Origin of the sequence: Cellulomonas sp. WB94 (assembly GCF_003115775.1) — a bacterium.
Classification (GTDB): domain Bacteria; phylum Actinomycetota; class Actinomycetes; order Actinomycetales; family Cellulomonadaceae; genus Cellulomonas_A.
On sequence record NZ_QEES01000002.1, the window covers coordinates 450,098 to 475,060 of the forward strand.

General features: G+C 72.4%; 24 protein-coding genes. 5 read left to right on the forward strand and 19 right to left on the reverse strand.

Features of this window, described 5'->3' with window-relative positions; translation table 11 throughout:
• Positions 1-67: 67 nt before the first annotated feature.
• Genes DDP54_RS03215 through DDP54_RS03255 form a run of 9 tightly spaced genes read right to left on the reverse strand, consistent with a single transcriptional unit; the run spans position 68 to position 7,700 of the window.
• Positions 68-1,033: a HoxN/HupN/NixA family nickel/cobalt transporter gene (locus DDP54_RS03215; protein ID WP_109130529.1), complete on the reverse strand. Its 966-nt coding sequence runs from the start codon at positions 1,031-1,033 to the stop codon at positions 68-70.
• 28 nt (positions 1,034-1,061) lie between these two features.
• Positions 1,062-1,832: a DUF6390 family protein gene (locus DDP54_RS03220; protein WP_242448193.1), complete on the reverse strand. Its 771-nt coding sequence runs from the start codon at positions 1,830-1,832 to the stop codon at positions 1,062-1,064.
• 9 nt (positions 1,833-1,841) lie between these two features.
• Positions 1,842-2,759, reverse strand: coding sequence for a DMT family transporter (locus DDP54_RS03225; protein WP_109130530.1), 918 nt, complete (start codon positions 2,757-2,759; stop codon positions 1,842-1,844).
• On the reverse strand, positions 2,756-3,037 hold the full coding sequence (locus DDP54_RS03230; protein WP_109130531.1) for a HypC/HybG/HupF family hydrogenase formation chaperone: 282 nt from the start codon (positions 3,035-3,037) through the stop codon (positions 2,756-2,758). Before DDP54_RS03230 ends, DDP54_RS03225 begins: the two co-directional genes overlap by 4 nt.
• Positions 3,024-3,548 (reverse strand): hydrogenase maturation protease, encoded by a 525-nt coding sequence (locus DDP54_RS03235; RefSeq protein ID WP_158274437.1) that lies wholly within the window; start codon positions 3,546-3,548, stop codon positions 3,024-3,026. The genes DDP54_RS03230 and DDP54_RS03235 overlap by 14 nt, the downstream gene beginning before the upstream one ends.
• Positions 3,545-4,852, reverse strand: coding sequence for a Ni/Fe hydrogenase subunit alpha (locus DDP54_RS03240; protein ID WP_109130533.1), 1,308 nt, complete (start codon positions 4,850-4,852; stop codon positions 3,545-3,547). The genes DDP54_RS03235 and DDP54_RS03240 overlap by 4 nt, the downstream gene beginning before the upstream one ends.
• Complete coding sequence (locus DDP54_RS03245) at positions 4,849-5,652, reverse strand: oxidoreductase (protein WP_109130534.1); 804 nt, start codon at positions 5,650-5,652, stop codon at positions 4,849-4,851. Before DDP54_RS03245 ends, DDP54_RS03240 begins: the two co-directional genes overlap by 4 nt.
• A 1-nt stretch (position 5,653) precedes the next feature.
• A complete protein-coding gene (locus tag DDP54_RS03250; protein ID WP_197711299.1) occupies positions 5,654-6,523 on the reverse strand; it encodes an FAD/NAD(P)-binding protein in 870 nt (289 codons plus the stop codon).
• A gap of 31 nt (positions 6,524-6,554) precedes the next feature.
• A complete protein-coding gene (locus DDP54_RS03255; protein ID WP_109130535.1) occupies positions 6,555-7,700 on the reverse strand; it encodes a 4Fe-4S dicluster domain-containing protein in 1,146 nt (381 codons plus the stop codon).
• 140 nt (positions 7,701-7,840) lie between these two features.
• Here DDP54_RS03255 and DDP54_RS03260 point away from each other — a divergent pair, with 140 nt between their 5' ends.
• Positions 7,841-8,275 (forward strand): nitroreductase family deazaflavin-dependent oxidoreductase, encoded by a 435-nt coding sequence (locus DDP54_RS03260; protein ID WP_109130536.1) that lies wholly within the window; start codon positions 7,841-7,843, stop codon positions 8,273-8,275.
• A 5-nt stretch (positions 8,276-8,280) separates the two neighbouring features.
• On the opposite strand, the gene DDP54_RS03265 is transcribed toward DDP54_RS03260, so the two are convergent.
• Entirely contained in the window at positions 8,281-9,273 is a 993-nt protein-coding gene (locus DDP54_RS03265) for an SDR family oxidoreductase (RefSeq protein WP_109132318.1), read from the reverse strand.
• A 156-nt stretch (positions 9,274-9,429) separates the two neighbouring features.
• On the opposite strand from DDP54_RS03265, the gene DDP54_RS03270 reads away from it, so the two are divergent.
• A complete protein-coding gene (locus DDP54_RS03270; RefSeq protein WP_109130537.1) occupies positions 9,430-10,680 on the forward strand; it encodes an Nramp family divalent metal transporter in 1,251 nt (416 codons plus the stop codon).
• On the opposite strand, the gene DDP54_RS03275 is transcribed toward DDP54_RS03270, so the two are convergent.
• The gene (locus tag DDP54_RS03275) at positions 10,677-11,705 is read right to left on the reverse strand and encodes an Lrp/AsnC family transcriptional regulator (RefSeq protein ID WP_109130538.1); all 1,029 of its coding nucleotides are present in this window, start codon (positions 11,703-11,705) and stop codon (positions 10,677-10,679) included. The genes DDP54_RS03270 and DDP54_RS03275 overlap by 4 nt on opposite strands.
• Before the next feature lie 112 nt (positions 11,706-11,817).
• Between DDP54_RS03275 and DDP54_RS03280 the strand changes: the two genes are divergently transcribed.
• The 3 genes from DDP54_RS03280 to DDP54_RS03290 all read left to right on the forward strand — a co-directional run bounded on the left by DDP54_RS03280 (position 11,818) and on the right by DDP54_RS03290 (position 15,257).
• Positions 11,818-13,038: an amidohydrolase gene (locus tag DDP54_RS03280; RefSeq protein ID WP_109130539.1), complete on the forward strand. Its 1,221-nt coding sequence runs from the start codon at positions 11,818-11,820 to the stop codon at positions 13,036-13,038.
• Positions 13,035-14,546: an MFS transporter gene (locus DDP54_RS03285; protein ID WP_109130540.1), complete on the forward strand. Its 1,512-nt coding sequence runs from the start codon at positions 13,035-13,037 to the stop codon at positions 14,544-14,546. The genes DDP54_RS03280 and DDP54_RS03285 overlap by 4 nt, the downstream gene beginning before the upstream one ends.
• Positions 14,547-14,618: 72 nt before the next feature.
• Positions 14,619-15,257, forward strand: coding sequence for a trimeric intracellular cation channel family protein (locus DDP54_RS03290; RefSeq protein WP_109130541.1), 639 nt, complete (start codon positions 14,619-14,621; stop codon positions 15,255-15,257).
• 16 nt (positions 15,258-15,273) lie between these two features.
• On the opposite strand, the gene DDP54_RS03295 is transcribed toward DDP54_RS03290, so the two are convergent.
• From DDP54_RS03295 to DDP54_RS03330, 8 genes are all read right to left on the reverse strand, one after another.
• A complete protein-coding gene (locus DDP54_RS03295) occupies positions 15,274-16,200 on the reverse strand; it encodes an ROK family protein (protein ID WP_109130542.1) in 927 nt (308 codons plus the stop codon).
• Positions 16,197-17,024, reverse strand: a complete 828-nt coding sequence (locus DDP54_RS03300) for a carbohydrate ABC transporter permease (RefSeq protein ID WP_242448194.1) — start codon at positions 17,022-17,024, stop codon at positions 16,197-16,199. Before DDP54_RS03300 ends, DDP54_RS03295 begins: the two co-directional genes overlap by 4 nt.
• Positions 17,021-17,983, reverse strand: a complete 963-nt coding sequence (locus tag DDP54_RS03305; RefSeq protein WP_109130543.1) for a sugar ABC transporter permease — start codon at positions 17,981-17,983, stop codon at positions 17,021-17,023. Before DDP54_RS03305 ends, DDP54_RS03300 begins: the two co-directional genes overlap by 4 nt.
• Positions 17,984-18,130: 147 nt before the next feature.
• Complete coding sequence (locus DDP54_RS03310) at positions 18,131-19,489, reverse strand: extracellular solute-binding protein (RefSeq protein WP_242448195.1); 1,359 nt, start codon at positions 19,487-19,489, stop codon at positions 18,131-18,133.
• A gap of 162 nt (positions 19,490-19,651) precedes the next feature.
• On the reverse strand, positions 19,652-20,737 hold the full coding sequence (locus tag DDP54_RS03315) for an ROK family transcriptional regulator (RefSeq protein ID WP_347338528.1): 1,086 nt from the start codon (positions 20,735-20,737) through the stop codon (positions 19,652-19,654).
• Between the two features lie 72 nt (positions 20,738-20,809).
• A complete protein-coding gene (locus DDP54_RS03320) occupies positions 20,810-23,239 on the reverse strand; it encodes a glycoside hydrolase N-terminal domain-containing protein (protein ID WP_109130545.1) in 2,430 nt (809 codons plus the stop codon).
• Between the two features lie 63 nt (positions 23,240-23,302).
• Positions 23,303-23,941, reverse strand: coding sequence for an NADPH-dependent F420 reductase (locus DDP54_RS03325; RefSeq protein WP_109130546.1), 639 nt, complete (start codon positions 23,939-23,941; stop codon positions 23,303-23,305).
• A 73-nt stretch (positions 23,942-24,014) separates the two neighbouring features.
• Complete coding sequence (locus DDP54_RS03330) at positions 24,015-24,953, reverse strand: hypothetical protein (protein WP_109130547.1); 939 nt, start codon at positions 24,951-24,953, stop codon at positions 24,015-24,017.
• Positions 24,954-24,963 lie beyond the last annotated feature (10 nt).

Here is a 24,963-nt window from a genome sequence, read left to right on the forward strand (position 1 = left end):
TCGGTCGGGGATCGGCCCGACCGTGACCACCTGCCGCCAGACCTCCCGGGTCTGGCGGCAGGTGCTGTCATGCGCCGCGCACGAGCTGCACGACCTCGACCGTCGCGATCCCGGCCGCCAGCGCGACCGACAGGCCCGTCAGGGTGAGGTTGTAGCCGATGCGCCGCAGCGGGTGACCCGCCGCCCAGCCGTAGGCACGCGTCATGAGCACCCCGTCGGTCGTGTCCCACAGGGTCATGCCGGCCGCGAACAGCAACGGCAGGGCGAGGATCGCGAGCGGTGGCAGGCTCCCGCCCGCTGCCGATCCCGCAGCCAGGCCGATCGCGCCGATCTGGGTCGCGGTGTCGAACCCGAGGCCGAAGAGGAGCCCGACCGCGTACACCTGCCAGGGGTGGTCGATCAGGCGGTCGTAGCGACCGCGGAACAGCCGGTTGAGCAGCCCGCGCCGGGCGAGCAGCTCGGCGAGGTCGACGTCGTCGTACCGGCCGCTTCGTGCGGCGCGCCACGTCCGCACCAGCCCGACCAGGACAGCACCGTTGAGCACCGCGAGCAGGTACAAGAAGCATGCCGACACGACCGGCCCGAGGACCTCGCTCGCGCCGGCGAAGCCCGCCTGCACGCGCGCGGCCGCCTGGGCTGCGAAGGCGATCCCCAGGGACAGTGCCAGGACGACCGTCGAGTGCCCGAGCGAGAACGCGAGACCGACACCGAGCGGGCGGCGGCCCTTCTGCAGCAGGTAGCGGGTCGTGTCGTCGATCGCGGCGACGTGGTCGGCGTCGAACGCGTGCCGCACGCCGAGCAGGTACGCGGTGAGCCCCGCGCCCGCATACACCGCCGACGAGCCGCCCGCGCCGCCGAGTCGCAGCTGTCCCCCGTAGTGCACGAACAGCCCGAACCCCACGACGTGCAGCGCGAGCACGACGCCGTACAGGGGGACGATCCGAGCGGCGTCCGACCGGGGCGCGGCAGGGGCGTCCGACCGCGCTGCGACGTCGACGTCCGTGAACGCCTCGTCCCGGACCGCCTCGCTCATCGACCTGTCCCGCTCGTGGACGACCCGGTCATGCGAGCACGCTAGCCGGGGCGGAGAACGGCAGCGCGTTGACCGCGGAGAGCTGCCGGGCGGACCGCGAGCGCAGCGCGACGAGGCGCGGGCGGTCCAGCCGCTCGCACACCCAGTCCCAGTGCAGAGAGCACCAGTCGCCGGGCGCGACGGTCCCCGCCAGGCCGAGCCCGTCGACGGCGGTCACGACCTGCTCCAGGCGGGGCGCACCCTCGCGCAGGACGCGGCCGTCCCACTCGAGGGGACGGCTGAGCACGAGCGCACGCTCCCCCGTGACCTCGACGACCTTGCCCCAGCGGATGCGGCACCGGTTGAGCACCCGGAGCGGCTCGTCGTGCCGTCCCTCACGCAGCAGCCCCACCCACGGGTACACGCCGAAGACATGGAAGCTGTGGTGCGGCTGCGCGCCCGGGATCTCCTCGGCGAGCCGCGACCACGACCGGCCGACGCGCACGCGGAACCTGTCGTCGAGCGAGCGCCCCGTCATGGCGACCGGCACGTGGTCGAGCAGCGCGTTGCCCAGCCAGTACGCCTCGACGACGCGGGCGTCGAGCGGGTCGCCGATCCCGTTGGCGGCGGCGATGAGCTCGAGGTACGGCCAGGCACCCTCGAAGCCGCGCGCGAGGTGGCGCAGGTCGGCGTCGTCCTGGCCCGCGCTGACCTGCTCGAGGAGCTGGCGGGACGCGTCCGGGCCGCAGTAGCCGAGCGCGTTCGGCGGGTAGGCGTACCGGGTGAACAGCAGCGCGCCGCTCACCTGCCCGCCGGTCACGACCGCCCCCTAGGCCGTGGCCACGGCGGTCAGCGGGTCGCGTGCGCGCCACGCCTGCAGCGAGACGATGAGCCCGCCCGCGAGCAGCATCGCGAGCCAGATGAGCTGCGGGCCGAGCGCGGCGCCGTCGACCGTCGCCTGCAGGCCGGCGGTCACGAGGGCCGCCAGGACGAGCACCGCGGTGACGTCGAGCGCCTGCGCGCGGGCCAGCGCCGCGAACCACGTCGCGACGTAGGCCGCGAGGATCACCCCGGTCAGCAGCACCCACCCCCACTGCGTGGCGTCCATGGTGAGCAGCTTGCCCGCCTGGCCACGGGCCACGGCCCACGCCACGAGCACGACGGAGCCGCCGCCCATCCGGGCCACGCCGACCGTCCACGACGACAGCCCCGACAGCAGCTTCTTGGCGAGCACGACCTCGACCGCCCACAGCAGGGTCGCGGTCAGGATCATGAGCTCCCCCGAGCCCAGCGCGGCCGAGACGCCGCCGACCAGCCCGATCTGGCCCCCGACGAGCAAGGCGATCGCGCCGACATGGGCCCAGGTCAGCCGCTCGCCGAGGAGCGGGACGGCGAGCATTGCGACCCAGACCACGAGGGTCTTGTGGATGAAGGCCGACTGGGTCGACGACGCCCGGGCGAGTCCCTCGAAGAAGAGCAGGAACGGAACGCTCCCCCCGATGACCGCCACCGCTGCGAGCCCGAGCCACTGCCGCGGCCCCGTCGGCCGGTCCAGGCGCGCCCCACCGCGGGAGCCCACCGCGACGACGACGAGCAGCACGAGGGCCGCGACGATGTTCTTGGCCGTCGTGTACAGCGACGCGTTGCCGAACGCGCGCACGCCGTTGCCGTTGAGGAACACAGCCACGCCGCTGATGCCGGCGGTGCTGAGGGCGAGGAGCAGTCCCGCTCGTCGGGTCTTCGTCATGGTGCTGCCTCCATCGGGACGGGGCTGGACGGGCGGGGGTCGGACGAGCGGGGGTCGGGCTGAGCCGGGACGCTGCCGCGGAGCGTGCGGGCCTCGAGCGCCTCGGCGGCGCTGAGCCGGGCCAGCGCGAACCCGGAGTGCGCGAGGACCCAGTCGCCGGGCGCGACCGGTCCGTCGAGGGCCAGGAGCGAGATCTGCAGCGTCCGAGTCTCTGCGCTGGCGAGCACGACGCCGTCAGGTGTGACCTCGACGACCTGCACGACCTCACCCAGGCACACGGCAGACCCCCTCGACCTGCGGCGAGGCCGTCGGCGGCGTCGCCGTGCCCACGAGCCCGACGACCGTCGCCACGACGGCGTCGAGCGCCGCCACGACGGGAGCGCCGAGCGCGGTGCCGTGCTCGAACGCCGTCGCCTCGACCCCGACGAGCACGAGCCGGCGCGGCAGCCGGTTCAGGGCCCGAGCGAGCTCGACCGCGGCCGCGAGCCCGAACGCGTGCGTGCCGCCGCGTCCGGTACGCGCCCAGGCCTGGTCAGCGAGCGGCCCGGCGTCCGCCCCCGCCTCCACGACGAGCAGCGAGCCGGCTGCGGAACCCGACCGGACCGCGTCGACGACGACGGCCAGGTCGACGGTGTCCCACAGATCGATCAGGCCCGTCGGGTCCTCGTGCTCGACGAGCATGACCCCGGGCAGGTGCAGGGCGGCCACACGGCGCGCGACCTCGGGACCGACGGCGTCGTCGCCGCGGTCGGGGCTGCCGAGCCCGATGACGATCCGGCTCGGCGTCACGACCGCTCCACCGTGAGGTCGAGGAAGTGGGTCGCGCACGAGATGCACGGGTCGTAGTTGCGGATGGCGTGCTCGCAGCGGTGGGACAGGTCGTGGTCGGACAGCTCGATCCACTGCTCGACGAGGGTGCGCAGGTCGGCCTCGATGCTCGGCTGGTTCTGGGAGGTCGGCGGCACGATCTGCGCGTCGAGGATCGTCCCGTCGGCGTCCAGGCGGTAGCGGTGGAACAGGACGCCGCGCGGCGCCTCGGTCGCCCCGAACCCCTCGCCGGCCCGCGCGGGCACGGGCACCGACGGCGCGACGCCGTCCTGCCAGGCGTCGATGATCCGGATCGCCTCGACGAAGATCTCGACGAGCTCGACGGCCCGCACGATGATCGACTTGAACGGGTTGCGGCAGGTCACGTCGAGCCCGCCCTCGCGGGCGGCCTCCCGCGCGAGCGGCGAGAGCCGGTCGTGGTTGAGCGTGTACCGCGCGAGCGGGCCGACGACATAGGGCCCGCCGCCGTCGAGGCTCGCGTGCAACGCGTTCGAGTGGGGGACGTGGAACTCCTTGATGTGCGCGGTGAAGTCGCGCACGTCGAACGCCGTGCCGTCGGAGGTCACGACGTCGCCGGACTCGATCGGGTAGCCGTGCTCGGGCCGCAGCGAGAGGTAGGTCCAGGGCTGCTCCATGTCCGGGAAGTCGAACGTCGACACCAGCCGCACGGTCTCGAGCGCGTCCTCGAGCCCGCGCTCGAGCGCCGGCCGCAGCCCGTGCAGCTCGGCGACGGTCGGCATCCGGTAGAACCCGCCGAGCCGGACGTTGACGGGGTGGACGGACCGACCGCCGACGAGCGTCATGAGCTGGTTGCCGACCTTCTTGAGCCGCAGTCCGCGCTCGACGACCGGGCCGAAGTCCTTCGCCATCTCGATGGCGCCGGGGTAGCCGAGGAAGTCGGGGGCGTGCAGCAGGTAGATGTGCAGCGCGTGGCTCTCGATCCACTCCCCGCAGTACAGCAGCCGGCGCATGGTCCGGATCGCGTCGGGCACGACGACCCCGCACGCGTCCTCGATCGCGAGACACGAGCTGAACTGGTAGGCGACCGGGCAGATCCCGCAGATCCGCGCGGTGATGTCCGGCGGCTCGGTCCAGGCCCGTCCGCGCAGGAACGCCTCGTAGAACCGCGGCGGCTCGAAGATCCGCAGCTGGACCTGCTTGACGCGCCCGTCCTTGATCTCGATGTGCATCGCGCCCTCGCCCTCGACCCGGGCGAGGGTCCCCACGTGCAGCACCTGGCCGCCGTCGGTCAGCTTGTGGCTCATGAGCCCACCTCCTCGGGCTGGGGGGCCTCGTGCCGTTCGCTCTCGCGGCGGAACGGCTCGGAGGCGGCGTTGAAGGTCCGGTAGATGCGCATGACCTGGTCGTCGTCCATCCCGAGGGCCAGCAGCCGGTCGGCGAGGGACGACGTGTTGGGGGTGTCCTGCGGTCCGAAGCAGCCGTAGCAGCCGCGCGCGAACGCCGGGCAGAGCGCGCCGCACCCCGCCTGGGTCACCGGGCCGAGGCACGGTGTGCCGTGCGCGACCGCGACGCACACCGCTCCCCGCCGCTTGCACTCGACGCACACGCTGGTGGTCGGGATGCGGGGGCGGCGGCGCTGGATGTAGGCGGACAGGACCTCGAGCAGCTGGTGCTTGTCGATCGGGCAGCCACGCAGCTCGAAGTCGACGCTCACGTGCGCCGAGATCGGCGTCGACCGCGCCAGGGTCGACAGGTACTCGGGGTGCGCGTAGACGACGGACCGGAACTCCGCGATGTCACCGAAGTTGCGCAGCGCCTGGATCCCGCCGCTCGTGGCGCACGCCCCGATCGTCACGAGGGTGCGCGACATCGCCCGCACCTGCCCGATGCGCTCGATCTCGTCCGGCGTGGTCACCGAGCCCTCGACGAGCGACACGTCGTACGGCCCCTCGACGACGGCGCGCGTCGCCTCGGGGAAGTACGCGATCTGGACCTGGCCCGCGAGCGCCATGAGCTCGTCCTCGCAGTTGAGCAGGGTCAGCTGGCACCCGTCGCACGACGCGAACTTCCACACGGCCAACGTGGGCAACGCACCGGTGGTCATCTCACAGCTCCCGGCTCGACAGCAGGGGGGCGAGCCGGTCGTAGGTGAGCACCGGCCCGTCGACGCACACGAAGAGCTCGCGGAGCTGGCAGTGCCCGCAGAGCCCGACGCCGCACTTCATGTTGCGTTCCATGGACAGGCGGATCCGGTTCTCCCGAACACCGCGGTCCACGAGCGCGGAGGCCACGTACCGCATCATCACCTCGGGCCCGCACACGAAGGCCGTCGTGCGGCGGGCGTCGAAGCCCGCGCGCGGCACGAGCTGGGTGACCAGGCCGACCCGGCCCCGCCACGCGTGCTGCGCGTTGTCGACCGTGACCTCGACGACGATGCCGTTGTCCTTGGCCCAGGTGCGCAGCTCGTCCCCGAACAGGATGTCCTCGGGCGTGCGCACGCCGTACAGCAGCACGACGCGCTCGTACCGGTCCCGCTGGGCGATCAGCTCGAGGATCGCCCCGCGCAGCGGCGCCAGCCCGATGCCGCCGGCGACGAAGACGACATCGCCGCCCGCAGCGTCCGTCACGTCCCACGACGTCCCGAAGGGCCCCCGCACGCCCAGCACGGCGCCCGTCGGGGCGGTGATCAGCGCATGCGTGACGACCCCCACGTCGCGGATCGTGTGCTCGACAGGGCCCAGCGCGAGCGGGTTGCCGCTGATCGAGATCGGCGCCTCACCGACCCCGAACGCGTCGAGCATCGTGAACTGCCCGGCGGCGTAGACGAGCGGTTCCCCCTCGACGGGTTCGAGCTCGAACGTGTAGGTGTCCCGCGTGTCCTGGCGGGTCCGCCCGATCCGGAACCGCCGCGGCAGCATCGGGTCGAGGACGGCGACGGGGCTTCCGCCGGGCTCTCGGCTGTCGACCATGCTCATCGTGTCCACGCTCCTGCGGGTCCGGGTGGTCTCAGGTGGTGACGGCGGGTTGCGGGGTCCAGCTCAGCGCTGCGGCCTCGGCGGTGATGTCGATCGCCGCGGGGCACCACGTGATGCACCGGCCGCAGCCGACGCACCCCGACGTGCCGAACTGGTCGATCCAGGCGGCGAGCTTGTGGGTCATCCACTGGCGGTACCGCGACCGGATCTCGGGCCGGATGCTGCCGCCGTGGATGTAGGAGAAGTCCTGGGTGAAGCACGAGTCCCAGACCCGGCGCCGCTCGGCCACGTCGCCCGTGAGGTCGGCGACGTCCTCGACCGACGTGCAGAAGCACGTGGGGCAGACGAGCGTGCAGTTGGTGCACGCGAGGCACCGCGACGCGACGTCGTCCCAGCGCGGGCTCTCGGCGTTCGCGTACAGCACGTCCTTGATGCCCTCCGTGTCGAGGGTCCGTCCCATGTGCGCGGCCGCCCAGGCGGCGACGTCGTCCGCACCCTGCACGTCGACCGGGAGCGCCTCGGCCGACTCCACCTCCTCGAGGACCTCGGCCCCGCGCGGGGTCCCGACCTCGACGAGGAACCGGTGCGGCCCTCCGACCAGCAGCTCGGTGAGCGCCAGGTCGTACCCGGCGTCGGGTCGCGGTCCGGTGCCCATCGACGCGCAGAAGCACGTGCCGCTCGGGCTGCTGCAGGTCGCCGCGACCACGAAGGTGCCCTCGCGGCGGGCGGCGTAGCGGACGTCGACATGGTTCCGGCCGAGCAGGACGACGTCGTGGATGGCGAGCGCGTGCAGGTCGCACGAGCGCACCCCGAGCAGCGCGTACGGACCGAGACCGTGGCCGTCGGCCTCCGGTCCCTCCTCGTTGACGGTGAACTCCTCGCCGGTCCGCCGCCCGCGCCAGAACAGCTCGGAGGCGGGGAAGAACACGGGCTTGGGCGACTGGGCGCCCGCCGCGAAGCCGAACACCGCGTCGTCGTCGCGTCGCGTGAGGCGGTAGTGCGCGGCGTCCTGCTCGTCACCCCAGCCCCGAGGCAGGTCGTCGACCGTGCGGACCGGACCGGGGACGATCGCCCCGTCACGGACCGTCGGCCCGACGACCGAGTACCCGTGCCCGGCGAGCACGTCGATGAGCTGCTGAAGGCCGTCCATACCGAGAACCCGCACGTCGTCCGCCATTGGACCTCACCTCTCGGGAATCACTTCACCGTGGCGCGCGCAGCCGTGAGGTACCAGGGACCTACGTCATACCCGACATGTCGCGTGTTTTCGCCGCAACCCGGCCCACGCGAACGACGGGCCCGGTGTTGACTGTCCCCATGCCTCTTGTCGGTGAGTACGAGCCCAGCCCGCAGAAGTGGGTCCGCGACCAGGTCGACCTCTACGAGAGCTCGGGCGGCACGCAGGGGCTGACCCTGCGCGGGATGCCGGTGGTCATCCTCACGACGGTCGGCGCGAAGTCCGGCAAGCTGCGCAAGGCCGCCCTCATGCGCGTCGCGCACGAGGGCACCTACGCCGTCATCGCCTCACTCGGCGGCGCTCCGGCCAACCCCGTGTGGTTCGCCAACGTCAAGGCCCACCCCGCGGTCGAGCTGCAGGACGGCCCGCAGAAGTGGGACCTGGTCGCGCGCGAGGTCCATGGCGAGGAGAAGGCGCTGTGGTGGGAGCGCGCGGTCGCGGCGTTCCCGGACTACGCCGGCTACCAGCGCAAGACGACGCGTGAGATCCCCGTCGTGGTGCTCAAGCACCCCTGAGGGGGTCAGCCCACGCGGTAGGTGTCGACGAGCTGGTCCATGAGCGCGTCCAGCCGCGGGTCGACCCGCTTGCGGGTCGGGTCCTCGTCGTGCCACGCGACGATCTCGCGAGCACCCTGCTCGAACGGGATCGTCGCGGTGAACTCGGGGACGACGCTGCGCAGCTTGGAGTTGTCGAACACCATCGAGTGCGCCTTGTCGCCGAGCAGTCCCGCGCCCCACTCGGGGTCGGCCGCGGCGATCGCGTCCGACGGGACGTGCACGATCCTCACCTCGACCCCGGCCGCGAACGCGAGCGCGTCGGCGATCTGGTTCCAGGTCAGCGCGTCGTCCGACGTGATGTGGAACGTGTCGCCGATCGTGCGCGCATGGCCGAGCAGCGGCACGAACCCCTTCGCGAAGTCGTCATGGTGGGTCAGCGTCCACAGCGACGTGCCGTCGCCGTGCACGACGACCTCCTTGCCCTGCCGCATGCGCTCGACAGCCGTCCAGCCCCCGTCGAACGGGACGAGCGTGCGGTCGTAGGTGTGCGAGGGGCGCACGATCGTCGCGGGGAACCCCGCGTCGCGGTAGGCCGTCACGAGCACGTCCTCGCACGCGATCTTGTCGCGCGAGTACTGCCAGAACGGGTTGCGCAGAGGCGTCGACTCGACGACCGGGATGCGCGCGGGCGGCGTCTGGTATGCCGAGGCGGAGCTGATGAACACGTACTGCGCGGTCCGGCCCGTGAAGAGCTCGACGTCGGCGCGGACGTGCTCGGGGGTGAACGCGACCCAGTCGACGACGGCGTCGAACTCGCTGTCGCCCAGTGCCGCCCGGACCGACGCCGCGTCGCGGATGTCACCGTGCAGGGCGGTGACGCCGTCGGGCAGCGGGTGGGCGTTGCTCGACCCGCGGTTGAGGACGTGCAGGTCGATGCCCCGCTCCACCGCGAGCCGCGTGCTCGCCGAGCTGATGACACCGCTGCCGCCGATGAACAAGACCTTGAGAGCGCTCATGACCTGCACGCTAACCGGTCCGGTCGAACCTTGCGCCCGCACGGTCTTGGAGGTCGGGCAATTGCGCACGTAAGGTCTCCGCACGCCCGTGCCCGCGCTTCGGCGCGCTCGTGCCCGCCTGTGCCCGCCCGTGCCCGGCCGCCCGAAGGGGACGGTGTGACCAGCAGCTCGCTCGCAGCCGGCCGCCCGGTCCGACCCTGGCGGTCACGCCTCGTTCTGCTCGGGCCCGCGTTCGTCGCCTCGGTGGCCTACGTCGACCCGGGCAACGTCGCGGCGAACATCACGGCCGGGTCGCGGTACGGCTACACGCTCGTCTGGGTCCTGGTCATGGCCAACGCCATGGCCGTCATTGTCCAGTACCAGTCGGCCAAGCTCGGCCTCGCGACCGGGCACAGCCTGCCCGAGCTGCTCGGGCAGCGCCTGCGGACGACGCCTCGGCGGCTGTACTGGGTGCAGGCCGAGGTCGTCGCGGGCGCGACCGACCTCGCGGAGGTCATCGGCGGGGCGGTCGCGCTCCACCTGCTGCTCGGGCTTCCGCTGCTGGCGGGTGGCGTCATCATCGGGATCGCGTCGATGCTCCTCCTCGCGGTGCAGTCGACGCGCGGTCAGCGACGCTTCGAGGTCATCGTCATGACGCTCCTCGTGATCATCGCCGCGGGCTTCCTCGCGCCGCTGGTGGTCAGCCCGTTCGACCTGCGGGGCGCCCTGGCCGGGCTGGTCCCGCGGATGCACAGCGCCGACATGGTGCTGCTCGCGGCGTCGATGCTCGGCGCGACGGTGATGCCGCACGCGATCTACCTGCACTCGGCGCTCGCTCGCGACCGGCACGGGTACCACCCCGCGGCCGAGATCCGCAGGCGGCTCATCCGCGTCACGCGCTGGGACGTCGCCCTCGCGCTGCTCGTCGCCGGCGCGGTCAACATCGGCATGCTGCTCGTCGCGGCGTCGAGCCTGGCCGGGACCGCGGGCACCGACACGATCGCGGGCACGCACGCGGCGATCACCGCCGCCCTCGGACCGACCATCGGCGTCGTGTTCGCGCTCGGCCTGCTGGCCTCGGGGCTCGCGTCGACGTCGGTGGGCTCCTACGCGGGCGCGGCGATCATGAGCGGCCTGCTGCACAAGCGCGTGCCGCTGCTGCTCCGCCGCCTCGTCACCCTCATCCCGGCCCTCGCGGTGCTCGCCGTCGGCGTCGAGCCGACGTCGGCGCTCGTGCTCAGCCAGGTCCTCCTGAGCTTCGGGATCCCGTTCGCGCTCATCCCGCTGATCCGGCTCACGGGCAACCGCGAGGTCATGGGCGAGAACGTGGACTCCCCCGCGCTGCGGGTCGCGAGCTGGACGAGCGCCTTCCTCATCGTCGCGCTCAACGTGGTGCTGCTCGCGCTGACGCTGGGGGTCGGGCGCTAGATCGGCCCGCCCTTGAGGTAGGACGGCAGAGGGACGAACCCGCGGGCCGCGCCGGTGTCGTCGAGCAGGCGGCCCATCAGCTTGACGGTGCGCAGCACGACGGCGCGGTCGGCGATCTCGACGCCGGGCATCCGCTCCTCGAGCGTCGCCTCGAGCCGCTGGACGTCGTCGAGCGTCCGGGTCCACACGTCGACGGCCAGGTCGTACCGGCCGATGATCGCGACCACGGCGCGGGCCTCGGAGAGCGTGGCGATCCGCTGGGCCGCCTTGTCGCGCTGCGACGCCGGGGTCCGCAGGAAGTACCACGCGGACATCGGGTACCCGGAGTGGCGGCGTGCGAGCTCGGCCCGGAACCGGAGCCGCCCGGTCCCGACCACCTCGGCGATGAGCTCGCGGGCGCGCCGTGGACGCACTCCCAGCACCTCGGCCAGCTGCGGTGCGGTCACCCTGCCGTCGCGGGCGAGCTCGCGGGCGACGTCTTCCATGAGCGGGGTCACCCGCGCGCGGTGGGACGGGGTCGGGTGGTGCGTGCCGAGACGCGCGCGTTCGGGTTCCGTGAGGCCGGGCAGACGCCAGCCGCTGCCGTCGACGTAGGTGCGCGTGACGGGGTGCGAGTGCACCGACATGACCGTTCCGACGGGGTGCAGCCGCTCGAGCAGGAGCTGCGCGAGGGAGTCCTCGTCGCCGGCGATGACCGTGAGGACCAGCTCCCGGCTGCCGGCCGTCACGTCGATCGTGGCGATCTCGGGAACCTTGGCGAGCTCAGCCGCGATCGGCAGCACCTGGCCGGGCGGGATGCGCATCTCGACGAGCGCGACCCCGTGCCCCAGTGCCGCCGTCCCGGCCTGGAGGTTGGGCGCGGCGGTCAACCAGGCCACCCCGCTCCCCGACAGCCGGGCCCAGCGCCGCGCGAGGGTGAGCGGGCTCGGTCCCAGGACGGCGCCGAGCTCGGTCCAGGACGCGCGCGGTCGGACCTGCAGAGCGGCGATCAGACGTCGATCGTCGTCGTCCAGGACGGAATCCATCGGAAGTGCGGTCACTTCCGACCACTTCCATCGTCCATGTTCCCGATCGTAACGCTCTCCCTAGCCTGGAATCGTCCGAGACCGCCAGATCCGTCCTTCGAGAGGAGTCACCGTGCCCTCACTGGACCAGGTGCTCAGCCGCCTGGGTGCCACGCGCGCCTGGCAGGAGGAGCTCTACCTGCACCTGCACGCCCATCCCGAGCTGAGCCTTCACGAGGAGAAGACCCGAGCTCTTGTCGCCACCCGCCTGGGCGAGCTCGGCTACGAGGTCCGCACCCTCGGCGGCGGCGTCGTGGGGGTCCTCGCCAACGGCCCCGGGCCGGTGGTCCTCAGCCGCGCGGACATCGACGGGCTTCCCGTCACCGAGCAGACGGGACTGCCCTACGCCTCGACCGACACCACGGTCGACGAGTCGGGCGACACCGTCGGTCTGATGCACGCGTGCGGTCACGACGTGCACATCACGAGCCTGCTCGGTGCCGCCGCGCTGCTCGCCGCGGAGCCCGGCGCATGGTCGGGGACGTTCGTCGCGCTCTTCCAGCCGGCCGAGGAGATCGCGGCGGGTGCGCGGGCGATGGTGGACGGCGGCCTGGTCGATGCCGTCCCGCGCCCGGACGTGGTGTTCGGCCAGCACGTCCTCGGTCACACCGCAGGCGTGCTGGCCACCCAGGCCGGACCGGTCCTGTCCGCCGGCGACAGCGTGAAGGTCACCGTGTTCGGCAAGGGCTCGCACGGGTCCATGCCGCACCTGGGCGTCGACCCCGTCGTGCTGGCCTCGGCCATCGTCCTGCGCCTGCAGGCGATCGTGTCGCGCGAGGTCCCGCCCGGGGAGTTCGCCGTGGTGACGGTCGGTGCGCTCAACGCGGGGACCAAGAGCAACGTCATCCCCGACCGGGCCACGCTGCTGGTCAACCTGCGCACCTACGACACCGAGACCAGGGCGCGTGTGGTCGCGGCCGTCGAGCGGGTGGTCCGCGGCGAGTGCGCCGCCGCCGGCTCGCCCCAGGAGCCGACGTTCGACTACTACGACCAGTTCCCCCTGACCGACAACGATCCTGACGTGACCAGCAAGGTCACCGACGCGTTCCGGGCCCACTTCGGCGCCGACCGCGTCGTGCCGCTGGGCCGGGTGCCCGCGAGCGAGGACTTCAGCCGGATCCCCGACGCGTTCGACGCGCCCTACACCTACTGGGGAGTCGGCGGCTTCGCGCCCGGGACCGCCGTGCCCAACCACTCGCCGTTCTTCGCACCACTCCTCCAGCCCACGCTCGACGCCGGTACCGAAGCCGTCGTCGTCGCCGCGATGGCCTACCTCGGAAAGGACCTCTCGTGAACGCCTCGCAGGCCGTCACCACGCCGGCCAAGCCCACCTACCAGGGCAACGACAAGCTCCTGGTCGGCATCGTCCTCGGCGTCCTCACGTTCTGGATGTTTGCCGGGACCGTCGGCACGGTCGCACGCACCATGCTGACCGACCTCAACGGAGGGCCGATCGACCAGATCACCCACCCGACGGTCAGCCTCAACCAGATGAACCTCGCGGTGTCGATCACCGCGCTGTTCTCCGGCCTGTTCATCGTCTTCATGGGCGGCCTGGCCGACCGGATCGGCCGCGTGCGGATCGCGATCGCCGGGAACGTGCTGGGGATCGCGGGGTCGCTCCTCCTCGTCTTCGCGGCCGGCGGTGCGGCGCTGCCCATGCTTCTCACCGGTCGCGCCCTGCAGGGCCTCTCGGCAGCGTGCATCATGCCGGCGACCATGGCCCTGCTGAAGAGCTACTGGGACGGCGCAGAACGCCAGCGCGCGGTCTCGATGTGGTCGATCGGGTCGTGGGGCGGCTCGGGCGTCGCGGCGCTCTTCGGCGGCTTCGTCGCGTCGAACTACAACTGGCGGGCGATCTTCTACGTGTCGATCGTCGTGTCGTTGGCGGCGATCGCGCTCATGTGGGGCACCCCCGAGAGCAAGGCCGAGGCCACGGCCCACCGGCGCTTCGACGCGCCCGGTCTGCTGATCTTCATGGTGACGGTCCTCGCCCTCATGGTCGTGCTCATCTTCGGGCGCCAGATCGGCTGGTCGAGCCCCAGCACGCTCGCCCTCGTCGCGGTCGCCGTCGTCGGCGCCGTGGTGTTCTTCCTGGTCGAGCGCTCGCGGTCCGGGCCGTTCATCGACTTCGGGCTGTTCAAGAACACGACCTTCACCGGCGCGACCCTGTCGAACTTCCTGCTCAACGCCACCATCGGGTTGCTCATCGTGAGCCAGCAGATGCTGCAGATCGCCCGGCCCGAGCTGTTCGACCCGTGGAAGGCCGGCCTGCTCACCATCGGCTACGCCGTGGCGATCATCGGCTTCATCCGTGTCGGCGAGAAGCTGCTGCGCCGGTTCGGCCCGCGCAAGCCGATGGTCTGGGGCGCGAGCATCGTCGCCCTCGCCTGCGTCGCGCTCGTCCCGACCAACCTGCTCGTCGGGCAGTACGAGGTCCTGGCCGTGATCGCGTACACGCTGTTCGGCATCGGGCTCGCGTTCTACGCGACTCCGTCCACGGATGCGGCGCTGGCCAACCTCCCGCCGGCCCAGGCCGGGTCGGGCGCCGGCATCTACAAGATGGCGTCCTCTCTCGGCGGGGCGATCGGTGCGGCTCTCTCGCTGACGATCTTCAGCTCGTTCCTCGGGTCCGGCGTCTCGATCGTCGGCGAGCTGCTCGTGACCCAGGGCATCCAGGAGAACGCCGCCGTACGGCAGGCCGGGATGGTGACGTTCCTGTTCAACCTCGTCCTGGCCCTCATCGCGGTCATCTCGATCCTGGCGACGGTGCCCAAGGGCCGCACGTACAACAACGACTGACCGCTCGTCCAGGGGCGCGGCTCGACGGCCGCGCCCCCGCCGTCCGCACGGTGTGCACAGGAGGCCCCCGACATGACCGGTACTCAGGTCGTCCTAGCGCTCGACCTGCTCGGGACGGTGACCTTCGCGCTCAACGGCGCGTTGACCGCGTCCCGACGGGTCCGGCTCGACATCGTCGGCGTCCTGTCGCTCGGGGTGATCACGGCCGTCGGCGGTGGCCTGGTCCGCGACGTCCTGCTCGGCGCGACCCCACCGGCGGCGTTCGAGCACTGGTACTACCTCGCGGCTGCCGGCGCCGGCGCTGCCGCAGCCTGGGTGATCGCCCGACCGCCCCGGGGACTGCACCGGGCGATCGTCGTGCTGGACGCGATCGGCTTGTCGGTCTTCTGCGTCACCGGGGCGCACAAGGCGATCGAGCTCGGCCTCCAGCCTGCTCCCGCGATCCTCCTGGGAGCGATCACCGCGGTGGGCGGCGGCACCCTGCGCGACGTCCTGGTGGGCGACGTGCCGTCGGTCCTGACCAGCGAGCTGTACGCCATCCCCGCCCTGGCGGGCGCCACGGTCGCAGCCCTCGCCGGCACGTCGACGGCCGCAGCCGCGCCCGCAGCCGTCCTCGGTGCTGTGCTGTGCTTCGCGATCAGGATGGTCGGGGTGCACTTCGACCTGCACGCCCCCGCCCGCGACCCGCATGAGGCGCCGACCGACGAGTGATCGAACCAGCGGTTCGCTACACCGAGCTCCGCACAGCGAGTGCGGCCCCGACCGCCGCGACCGGGGCGCCGGTTGGCGCGAGCAGCACCCGGTCGGCGATCGCCAGGCTGCGCAGCAGCCCGGAGACGTCGGCCTGCCGGCGCAGCACGGCGCGGACCGCGTCGAGCAGCGGCTCCCCGACCTCAGCGACGCCGCCGCCGAGCACGACCCGCTCGACGTCGTACGTGAGGACGACCAGCCGCACGGCCGCCGCGACCGCCTCGACGAACGCGTCCCGGACGCCGACGGCCCGGGGGTCGCCCGCTGCCGCGGCCTCGAAGACCTCGTGCGAGGCCCGCAGCCCGGGACCGACCGGCCAGGCCGCGTCGAGCGTCGAACCCGACGCGTAGAGCTCGAGGCAGCCGCGCTGACCGCAGGCGCACAGCGGCCCGGCCGGCTCGTAGGGCACGTGGCCGATCTCGCCCGCGCCGCCCCGATAGCCGCGCCGGAGCCGCCCGTCGAGCACGACCCCGACCGCGACGCCCGTCCCGAGGGCGAGGTAGGCGAGGTCCGCGCCGAGCCCGAGCAGGTGCGCCGCACCGAGGGCCGCAGCGTTGACGTCGTTCTCGACCCGCACCGTGACCCCGTCCAGCGCGGTCGCAAGAAACGCACCCAGCGGCACGTCACTCAGGTCCATGCCGAGGTTCACGGCATGCGACACGCTGCCCGTGCGCGGGTCGACCAGACCCGGAACCCCGACGCCCACGCCCGTGAGGTCGGCGGTGTCGATCCCCGCCGCGGCGGCCAGCTCACGGACCACCTGCGAGGCGCAAGCCACGACGCCGTCGGTGCCGCGCACGGTCGCTGCCCGCAACGTGCCGCGCACCGAGGACGTGGCGTCGAGCAGCACCCCGTCCACCTTGGTGCCCCCGATGTCGAGGCCGACGGACCAGCCGCTGCTCATCCCTTCACCGCCCCCGCCACGAGCCCGGAGGTCATGCGGTTCTGCACGACGAGGAAGAAGAGGATCACGGGCACGGCGATGAGTGTCGCACCCGCCATCACGACGCCCCAGTCGGTGGCCCGGTCCGCCTCGACCAGACCCTGCAGCCAGAGCGGCAGCGTGCGCTGGGCCGGGTCGGTCATGACGACGAGCGCGAGGGTGTACTCGTTCCACGCCTGCAGGAACCCGTAGACCCCGGCAGCCACGAGGCCCGGCGCGAGCAGGGGGAACGTGATGCGGAAGAAGGCGCCGGTGCGCGAGAGCCCGTCGACCATGCCCGCCTCCTCGAGCTCGATCGGGACGCCAGCGACGAACCCGCGCAGCATCCAGATCGTGAACGGCAGGATCGCTGCGACGTAGACGATCGTCAGCCCGAGCACGGAGTTCACCAGCCGCCAGCTGTCGAGCATCTTGTACTGCGAGATGAACAGCCCCTCGGCCGGGATCATCTGCACGACGAGGATCGCGACGATGAAGCCCTTGCGACCGCGGAAGCGGAACCGGCTCACCGCCAGGGCCGCGACGAACGCGAAGAGGATCGAGGCGACGACGGACAGCGCCGTCACCGCGAGCGACACCCGGAACGACGTGACGAACGTCGAGTCCGCGAGCACGCGCCGGAAGTTCGACAGCGTGCCGTGCAGGGGGAAGAACGTCGGGGTCGGGGTCTGCAGCTTGTTGGTCGGCAGGAACGCGCTGGAGACCATCCAGTAGATCGGGAACGACCACGCGAGCGCGACGACCACCGCGAGGCTGCCGAGCAGCCAGCGCCCGACGCGGTTCACAGCTCCTCCTCGCGCAGCATGCGGCGGATGTAGAGCCCCGTGAGCGCGAGGGTCAGGACGAGCATGATCGTCGCCATGGCTCCGGCCATCGAGAACTCCTTGGCGAGCGAGTAGATGTAGGTGCCCAGCAGGTGCGTCTCACGGGTGGGCGCCCCGGCCCGTTGCAGGACGTAGATCTGGGTGAAGACGCGCAGGTCCCAGATGACCTGCAGCAGCGCGACGACGAACAGCACGGGCTTGACCATCGGCACGGTTATGAGCCAGAACCGCTGCCAGCCGCCCGCACCGTCGAGCTCCGCGGCCTCCATCGTCTCCTCGGGCACCTGGAGCAGCCCCGCGAACACGGTGAAGACGACGAACGGCACGCTCATCCACACGACGATGACGGTTGCGACGAAGTAGAACGACAGCGGCTGGATGAGCCACGAGTGGTACCGCATGCCGTCCATGCCGAACGGCTCCGCGAGCAGCCAGTTGACGACGCCGTACTGCGAGTCGAACAGCCACTGCCAGACCGTCATCGTGGCCAGCACCGGCGTCCCCCACGCCAGCAGCATCCCCACCTGGAGCGTGATGCGCGCGGCCCTGCCCACCTTGGCCATGAGCACCGCGAGCGCCATCCCGATCGCCATCGTCACGACGGCATTGACCAGGCAGAACGCGAGCGACCGGGCTATCACGCCCCACACGTACGGGTCGGTCAGCAGCTCGGTGTAGTTGCGCAGCCCGACCCACTCGGCCGGTCGGCCGAACTGCTGGGCCAGGCCGTACTCCTGGAACGAGATGACCAGCTGGCGGGCGAGCGGGTAGCCGAGGCCGACCACCATCGCGACGGTCGCGGGGACGAGCAAGAGGTACACGCCGACGGGTCGGCGTCGCCGACGCGGGACCTGGTCGGCGGCGGTCCCGGTGAGCGGGACGGGTGGTGCGGGCACCGCGGCGGCGCGTGGCCGGGTCATGGCTGCTCCAGGGTGCGGTCGCGGGCTGGCCGGGGGTGGGGTGCGTCGCACAGGCGAGGCACCCCACCCTTCCGTACGGTCGGTCGGGCTGGACGGTAGGTCGAGCCCGACGGTCGGTCGAGCGTGTCGGTCAGTCGAGCGGGCCGGTCAGTTGAGCGTGTCGGCGATCAGCTTGTCGGCGTCGGCGGCCGTCGAGGCGAGGTCCGCCCCGCCGGCGATCTTCTGGAAGAAGTCCTCCAGGATCCGGGCGCCCTCGACGTCGGCCCACTTCTCGGCCGCGGGCGTCAGCTTTGCCCCGAGAGCCGCCGAGATCGCGGTGGTCGCGTACACGTCGGTGCCCATGGCTGCCGCGTCGTCGCTGTTCGCCGGGATCAGGCCGTTCTTGGCGAGCATGGTCTGGTAGTCCGTGCCGAACATGATCCGCAGCAGGTTCTTGGCGAGCTCCTGGTGCGAGGACTTCGCCGGGATGGCGATGTTCGAGCCGCCGGCGAAGACGGTCGCGGACGTGCCCTTGGTCAGGCCCGGCAGCGGGAAGATGCCGGTCTTGTCCTCGTTGCACTTCTGCTGGTCGGCCAGGAGCGCCTTGGCGGCGTCGGACTTGTCGTCGGCGGCGACACCCTTGTTGCACTCGGGCAGGTCGATGCTCCACCGTGCCCAGGTCGGCGCGGAGAACATCGCGGCCTCACCGTTGTTGAACGGGACCCACGGCTCGTTCGAGTCGGCGTCCTTCGGTGCCTTGGTGCCCTCGGTGAACAGCTTCTGCACCTGGGCGAGCGCCTCCTGGGACTTCGGGCTGGACAGCGCGCCCTTCCAGGACGAGCCGTCCTTGACGGCCAGGTCGCCGCCGTACGTGTAGATCCACGCGGTGCCGTTGTACCAGTCCTGGCCGGGGAGCCAGAAGCCCGAGAAGTTCGGGGTGCCGGCCGGGTTCGCCGTCTGCAGCGCGATCGCCGCGGCGGTGAACTCGTCGAGCGTCGTCGGGACGGTGACGTTCGCGGCGGCGAAGAGGTCCTTGCGGTAGAAGACCGCGCGCGCACCGGAGTAGTACGGGACGGCGTAGAGCTTGCCGTCCGCCGAGCCGGCCGCCACGAAGCCGGGGAGCAGCTTGTCGCCACCGAGCTCGTCGTACATGCTCGAGATGTCGCTGAAGGCGCCCGCGTAGGTGAACGTCGGGGCCTGGGTGTTGCCGATCTCGACGAGGTCAGGGGTCTGGGACTCGGAGGCCAGCGCCGTCTGCAGGCGGGGCACCAGACCGTTCCAGTCCTGCTCCTCGATCACGAGCGTGGAGCCGGGGTTCTCGGCCGCGAAGGTGGTCGTCAGGTAGTCGCGCAGCTCCTGCGGCGTGTCCGTGCCGTTGAGCCAGAGCCGGATCTGGGCCGCGTCGGGGGTCGCCGCGCTCCCGGGTCCCGTGGTCGTGGCGGTCGTGCCGGTCGCTCCCGTGCTGCTGCACGCGGCGAGCGCGAGCATGCCTGCGACAGCGACAGTTCCAAGTCGTGCAGTTCTCACGTTGCGGTCCTTCCCGGGGGTGTGCGGTGCACCAGAGGCACCGTCACGAGGTGTGGGTCGTCGGGGGTGCGGATCGACCGTCCGGTGGTCACGAGACCCCCAGCTGGCCGGAGAGGACGAGCACGGCAGCCCCCGAGAGGGCGCCGTCCTCGCCGAGAGCGGTCATGCGCAGCCGCAGCTCGCTGCCGATGACCGGCATCGTTCGCTCCTGGATGGTCTGCAGCGCAGCGTCGCGCAGCGGTCCGTCGAGGAGATCGGGGGGCCCACCAGGACCACCTCGAAGAGGTTGAGCGCGCTCGCGACCGGCGCCAGCACGATCCCGAGCCGGCGGCCGACCGCCGCGAGGGCGGCATCGGCGGCGGCGCGGTCCAGGCCGGCGACGCGTCGGCGCAGCGCCGGGACGGACAGCAAGGTCTCGAGGCAGCCGCGGCGGCCGCACGCGCACAGCTCGGCGCTCCCGAACCCGGTGCCCTCGGCGGCGTCGCGCTCGTCGACGGCGGTCACGTGCCCGATCTCCCCGGCGGCGTGCCGGTGACCCTGGACGAGGGCGCCGTCGAGCACGATCCCTGCGCCGACGCCCTGCCCGACGGAGAGCACGAGGAGCCCGCTGCCCGACGCTCCCCCGTACGTGTACTCGCCGAGCACCGCGACGTTCGCGTCGTTGGCGACGTGCACCGGGAGGTCGAGCTCCGCGGAGAGCTGCTTGGCGAGCGGGACGTCGTACCAGCCGCGGTTGGGCGCCTCGACGACGGTCCCGTCGGCGTCGATGACGCCGGGCGACCCGACGCCGACGCCGAGAACCGGGCAGGTGGCGAGGGCGACGAGCTCGCGGCACAGGCCGAGCAGCGCGTCGACGGCGTCCTCGCCGGTCCGGCCGCCCAGCGCTGTCGACCGTCGGTGCACGACGGCGCCGGAGACGTCCAGGACGGCGCCGTGCATCGACTCGTCGTCGGTGAGGTCGACCGCGACGATCTCGAAGGCGTCGGGACGGATGCCGACGAGCGTCGCGGGCTTGCCGACCCGGCCCTCGGACCGCACTCCCATCTCCGCGACCAGTCCCTCGCTCATGAGCGACGCGACGAGGTCGGAGATGGTGACCCGCGTGAGCCCCGTGGTGCGGGCCAGGTCGGCGCGCGAGACGGGTCCGGCGTGGAAGAGCTGCTGGAGGATGAGGGACCGGTTGTGGGCGCGGCCGTCCTCCGGCAGCACCTTGGCCACCGGGCGGAGCCTGCGACCGATCCCGTTCATCACATTTGTTAGTAGACCTTCCTTACATACTCGTCGTCAAGGCTCGTCGGGCAGCCGTGACCGGTTTGTGACCTACCCGGCGAAGTCGACGGCCCGCACCATCACGGCCGCACCGTCCGTCAGGTCGACCAGGACCTCCCGGTCGCCCCACACCACCCGGTGGCGCGCGCGACCAGGAGCCCGCAACGGCGCGAACGTCGCCTCGACGAGCGTGGGGACTCCCCCGCCGTCCGGGGCCCACCGCAGCGCGACCTCGACGCCGGGTCGCGCGACCAGCCCGGCGGCCGAGCCCCTGCTGAGCTCACGCGGCACCGCAGGCAGCAGCTCGATCACCCCGGCATGGCTCTGCACGAGGCACTCGGTGAGCGCCGCGACGAACCCGAAGTTGCCGTCGATCTGGAACGGCGGGTGCGCGGCGAACAGGTTCGGGTACAGCCCGCCGCTCCACTCGCCGTGCTCCGAACCCATGTCCCGTAGCGCGAGCCGCAGCGGGTCGCTCACCTTCTCGGGCTGACGCAGCCGCGCTCGCAGCGCCGTCTTCCAGGCCAGCGACCAGCCCGTCGACTCGTCGCCGCGCGCGTCGAGGCTCGCCCCGACAGCAGCGCCGAGCTCGGGCGTGAGCGCGTGGTCGCCCGGGAACGCGAAGTACAGGTGGGAGACGTGCCGGTGCGCCGGGTCGACCTGGGGCCGGTCCGCGAGCCACTCGGGGACCAGCCCGCCGTGGCCCGGTCGCGGCCGAGGGATCCGGTCGGCCGCGGCGGCAGCCCGGTGGACGACGGCGTCGTCGGTCACCCCGAGCCGGGCGGCGAGCGCCCCGACCATGGCGAACAGGTCGGCGACCAGGACGAGGTCCAGGGTGGACGACGCATCGACCGCTGCCTCGCGACCGTCGGGCGTGCGGAACACGTTCTCCGGGGACGTCGACGGCACGGTCCCGAGGGTGCCGTCGGGCAGCTCGACGAGCCACGACAGGAAGAACTCCGCCGCCGACCGGATCGGCACCCACGCGCGCCGGGCGAACGCGTCGTCGGCGCCGAACAGCAGGTGCTCCCACAGGTGGCGGACGAGCCACGCGCCCGCGAGCGGCCAGAACGCCCACCGAGGGTCGTGGCTGCCCTCGCCCACGGGGAGGCTGTACGCCCAGGGATCGGTGTTGTGGTGCGCGACCCACCCCGGCGCGCCGTACAGCCGCGCGGCGGTGGCGGCCCCGGTGACCGTGAGCCCGTCGACCAGGTCGAACAGCGGCTCGGCCAGCTCGGCGAGGTTCGCGACCTCGGCGGGCCAGTAGTTCATCTCGACGTTGATGTTCGTCGTGTAGTTGGCGCTCCACGGCGCCTGCAGCTGGTCGTTCCAGAGACCCTGCAGGTTGGCCGGCACCCCGCCCGGGCGCGAGCTCGCGATGAGCAGGTAGCGCCCGTAGGAGTACAGCAGCCCGACGAGCCCGGGGTCGGCGGCGAGCACGCCACGGGCGTCGGCATTGGCGCGGCGCAGTCGTTCGTCGGTCGGCACGTCGGTGGTCGCCGTGTCGGTGCCCGACGGCGGGGCGGTGGTGACCCGGGCCCGCGCGAACAGGGCCCCGTGGTCGGCGACGTGCGCGCGGCGGACCGTCCCGACGCCGTCGTCGAGCGCCCGCGCGACAGCGGCCCGCGCCGCGGCGAGCGCGTCGGACCCGGACCCCTGGGGCTCGCGGGCGATCCCCGCGAACGTCGTCCGGGTCGCCAGCACGACGGTCGCCGCGTGGACGCCCGTCGCACCGTTCGTCCGCGCGTCGAGGCTGCCGTCGTGCGTCCACCCGACCGCGAGGGCACCCTCGAGGCACGACCCCGGCTCGTCCGAGTACGTCAGGGGCTCGGCGTCACCCGAGTCGGTCGACACGTCCGAGGGCATGCGCAGCGTCATCCAGGCCCCGCCCGGGTCGGCCCCGGTGCCGGTGACGCGCAGCAGCGAGGTCGCCGCGATGGTCAGGTCGAGCCCGGCAGGGTGGTCGGTCGTGATCTCGAGCACCGCGACCCCGTGGCGGTGGCTCACGATGACCCGACGGCTGACGTCGTGGCCGTCGACCTGGTAGGTCACCGTGCACGTCGCTGTGGCCAGGTCCAGGCTGCGCCGATACCCGGTGACGACGGGCTCGCTCCCCTCGGCACCGTCCGCGACTCCTGCGCTGCCGCTGACCTTCGACGTCACGCGCACGTCGGCGAGCGGCAGGTACGACTGGGTGTGCCGGTGCTGCAGCAGCTGCACCTGGCGGGCCGCCTCGTCGAAGTCCGCGGCGAGCACCGCGGCCCGGGCTGCGGCGATCGCCGCGGCGGCCGCGGACCGTTCGACGACGTGGCCCGCGTGCTCGCTGCGCGGGCTCCCCGACCACGCCGTCGCGTCGTTCACCTGCAGGTGCTCGACCGCGACGCCGCCGTGCACCATGAGCCCGGTGCGGCCGTTGCCCAGCGGCAGCGCCTCGAGCCACTCCGTCGCCGGGCGGTCGAACCAGAGCTCGTCGGGTGGCATGCCGCGGATTCTGCCATCTGCCCCGCACGGCGAACGTCGCCGTGCGGGGCAGATGCGCAGGTGTCAGGCGCGCGCGGCGGCCGCGAGTGCCTCGCGCAGCGTGTCCGCGTCGTACCGCTGGACGTACGCGGGCGTGTCCGGCTGGAAGCGCCAGCCCTCCGCGAGGGGTCCGGCGTCCACGACGTCGTACCCGAACTGGTCGAGCAGAGCGACGACCCGGTCCTTGGCCTCGACGTCGTCGCCCGCGACCGGCAGCGCGCGGCGCCCGGGGGTCCCGGCGGGGGTGCCGTCGACCGCGAGGTCGTCGAAGCGGATGTTGTTGAACGCCTTGACCACGCGGGAGGTCGGCAGGTGCGTCTGCAGCAGCTCGGCCGAGGTCGTGGAGTTCGCGTCGAGCTCGGGCAGGTGCCCGTCGCGCTGCGAGTAGTAGTTGTTGGTGTCGATCACGATCTTGCCCGCGAGCGGCTCGACCGGGACCTGCAGGTACGCCTTGAGCGGGACCGTCACCACGACGACGTCGCCACCGTCGGCCGCCTCGTGCGCGGTGCCGGCGCGCGCCCGGTCGCCGAGCTCGTCCACAAGATCCGTGAGGGTCTCCGGTCCGCGTGAGTTGGACACGATCACGTCATATCCGTGCGCGACGGCGAGGCGCGCCAGGGCGCTGCCGATGTGTCCGCTGCCGATGAGTCCCAGTGTTGTCATGCCGTGCCCAACCCCCGTGCCGCCGCCGATGTTCCTTCGGACGGTCGTGGTGACCGGCCCCACGCTCGGACCGTCAGCGCGCCAGCCGGTCCCCGAGCTGCGCGACCAGGGCGTTCTCGGTCGACGACCCGGCGGGGACGACGAGCTCGAGGGCGGAGCGGCCGCAGTGCAGCGTGAGCACCCGGACCCCTGCGTTGCGCGGGTCATCGGCGAGCACCGCGCGGTCGACGCGGGCGAGCAGCAGCACCGTGCACGCGAGCGAGTACTCGGGGTGTCGGCCGCGGGTCACCCAGTCCCGGCGGTGCAGGACCTGCAGCTCGGAGTCGTCGCCGCACACGACCACGGCGTGGAGCACGACCGGGCGCACGAGGCGGATGAGCCGGCGCAGTCCCCCGCCCTCGCGGGCCGCGAGGAGCTGTCGGCGGTGGTAGCCGAGCAGCCGCATGCTGGGCTCGGCACGGAGCACCGCGAGCTGGTGCGTCACGAGCGCGATGTCCTTGTCCCCCAGGTCGCGCTGCCCGAGCGGCGGCAGGGCAGCGGCGCCGCCCGCGGCACGGCCCGTCGACCCGTCGCCGTCGGGGTCGGGCTCGGACCGGTACAGCGAGCGGACCAGCGACACGAGCCCCTCGACGACGTCCTGCGACGTCCCCACATAGGAGAGCGTCAGCGCCGCCGGTCCGCCCGCACCCACGCTCTGCACCGTGATCCACCCGTCGAGCAGGTCGGTGCCGTAGTCGATCGCGCAGATCGCGTCGTGCGGGATCACCCGCTCGTCGTACCCGCCGGGTCGGCGGCTGAGGACTGTCAGCGCTGCGTCGTCCACGATCACGAGGTGGTCGTAGAGGTCCATCGACGGCGTCGCGTCGCGGCGAGCGACGTTGCGCGGGAGCTTGAGCACGAGCCGCGCGCCGGCGAGGTCGAACCCGTGCGCCCGGTACAGCGGCGGAATCTCCTCGCGGACCGTCACGGGCATGATCCACGGACCGAACGCGTCGTACTCGGCTGACCTCACAGGACGACGC

Excerpts from the sequence above, each read along its gene's own strand:
- DDP54_RS03215 (WP_109130529.1), bottom strand. The coding sequence starts at position 1,033 with ATGAGCGAGGCGGTCCGGGACGAGGCGTTCACGGACGTCGACGTCGCA.
- DDP54_RS03225 (WP_109130530.1), bottom strand. The coding sequence starts at position 2,759 with ATGACGAAGACCCGACGAGCGGGACTGCTCCTCGCCCTCAGCACCGCC.
- DDP54_RS03240 (WP_109130533.1), bottom strand. The coding sequence starts at position 4,852 with ATGAGCCACAAGCTGACCGACGGCGGCCAGGTGCTGCACGTGGGGACC.
- DDP54_RS03245 (WP_109130534.1), bottom strand. The coding sequence starts at position 5,652 with ATGACCACCGGTGCGTTGCCCACGTTGGCCGTGTGGAAGTTCGCGTCG.
- DDP54_RS03250 (WP_197711299.1), bottom strand. The coding sequence starts at position 6,523 with ATGAGCATGGTCGACAGCCGAGAGCCCGGCGGAAGCCCCGTCGCCGTC.
- DDP54_RS03255 (WP_109130535.1), bottom strand. The coding sequence starts at position 7,700 with ATGGCGGACGACGTGCGGGTTCTCGGTATGGACGGCCTTCAGCAGCTC.
- DDP54_RS03260 (WP_109130536.1), top strand. The coding sequence starts at position 7,841 with ATGCCTCTTGTCGGTGAGTACGAGCCCAGCCCGCAGAAGTGGGTCCGC.
- DDP54_RS03265 (WP_109132318.1), bottom strand. The coding sequence starts at position 9,273 with ATGAGCGCTCTCAAGGTCTTGTTCATCGGCGGCAGCGGTGTCATCAGC.
- DDP54_RS03275 (WP_109130538.1), bottom strand. The coding sequence starts at position 11,705 with ATGGATTCCGTCCTGGACGACGACGATCGACGTCTGATCGCCGCTCTG.
- DDP54_RS03290 (WP_109130541.1), top strand. The coding sequence starts at position 14,619 with ATGACCGGTACTCAGGTCGTCCTAGCGCTCGACCTGCTCGGGACGGTG.
- DDP54_RS03295 (WP_109130542.1), bottom strand. The coding sequence starts at position 16,200 with ATGAGCAGCGGCTGGTCCGTCGGCCTCGACATCGGGGGCACCAAGGTG.
- DDP54_RS03305 (WP_109130543.1), bottom strand. The coding sequence starts at position 17,983 with ATGACCCGGCCACGCGCCGCCGCGGTGCCCGCACCACCCGTCCCGCTC.
- DDP54_RS03315 (WP_347338528.1), bottom strand. The coding sequence starts at position 20,737 with ATGAACGGGATCGGTCGCAGGCTCCGCCCGGTGGCCAAGGTGCTGCCG.
- DDP54_RS03320 (WP_109130545.1), bottom strand. The coding sequence starts at position 23,239 with ATGCCACCCGACGAGCTCTGGTTCGACCGCCCGGCGACGGAGTGGCTC.
- DDP54_RS03325 (WP_109130546.1), bottom strand. The coding sequence starts at position 23,941 with ATGACAACACTGGGACTCATCGGCAGCGGACACATCGGCAGCGCCCTG.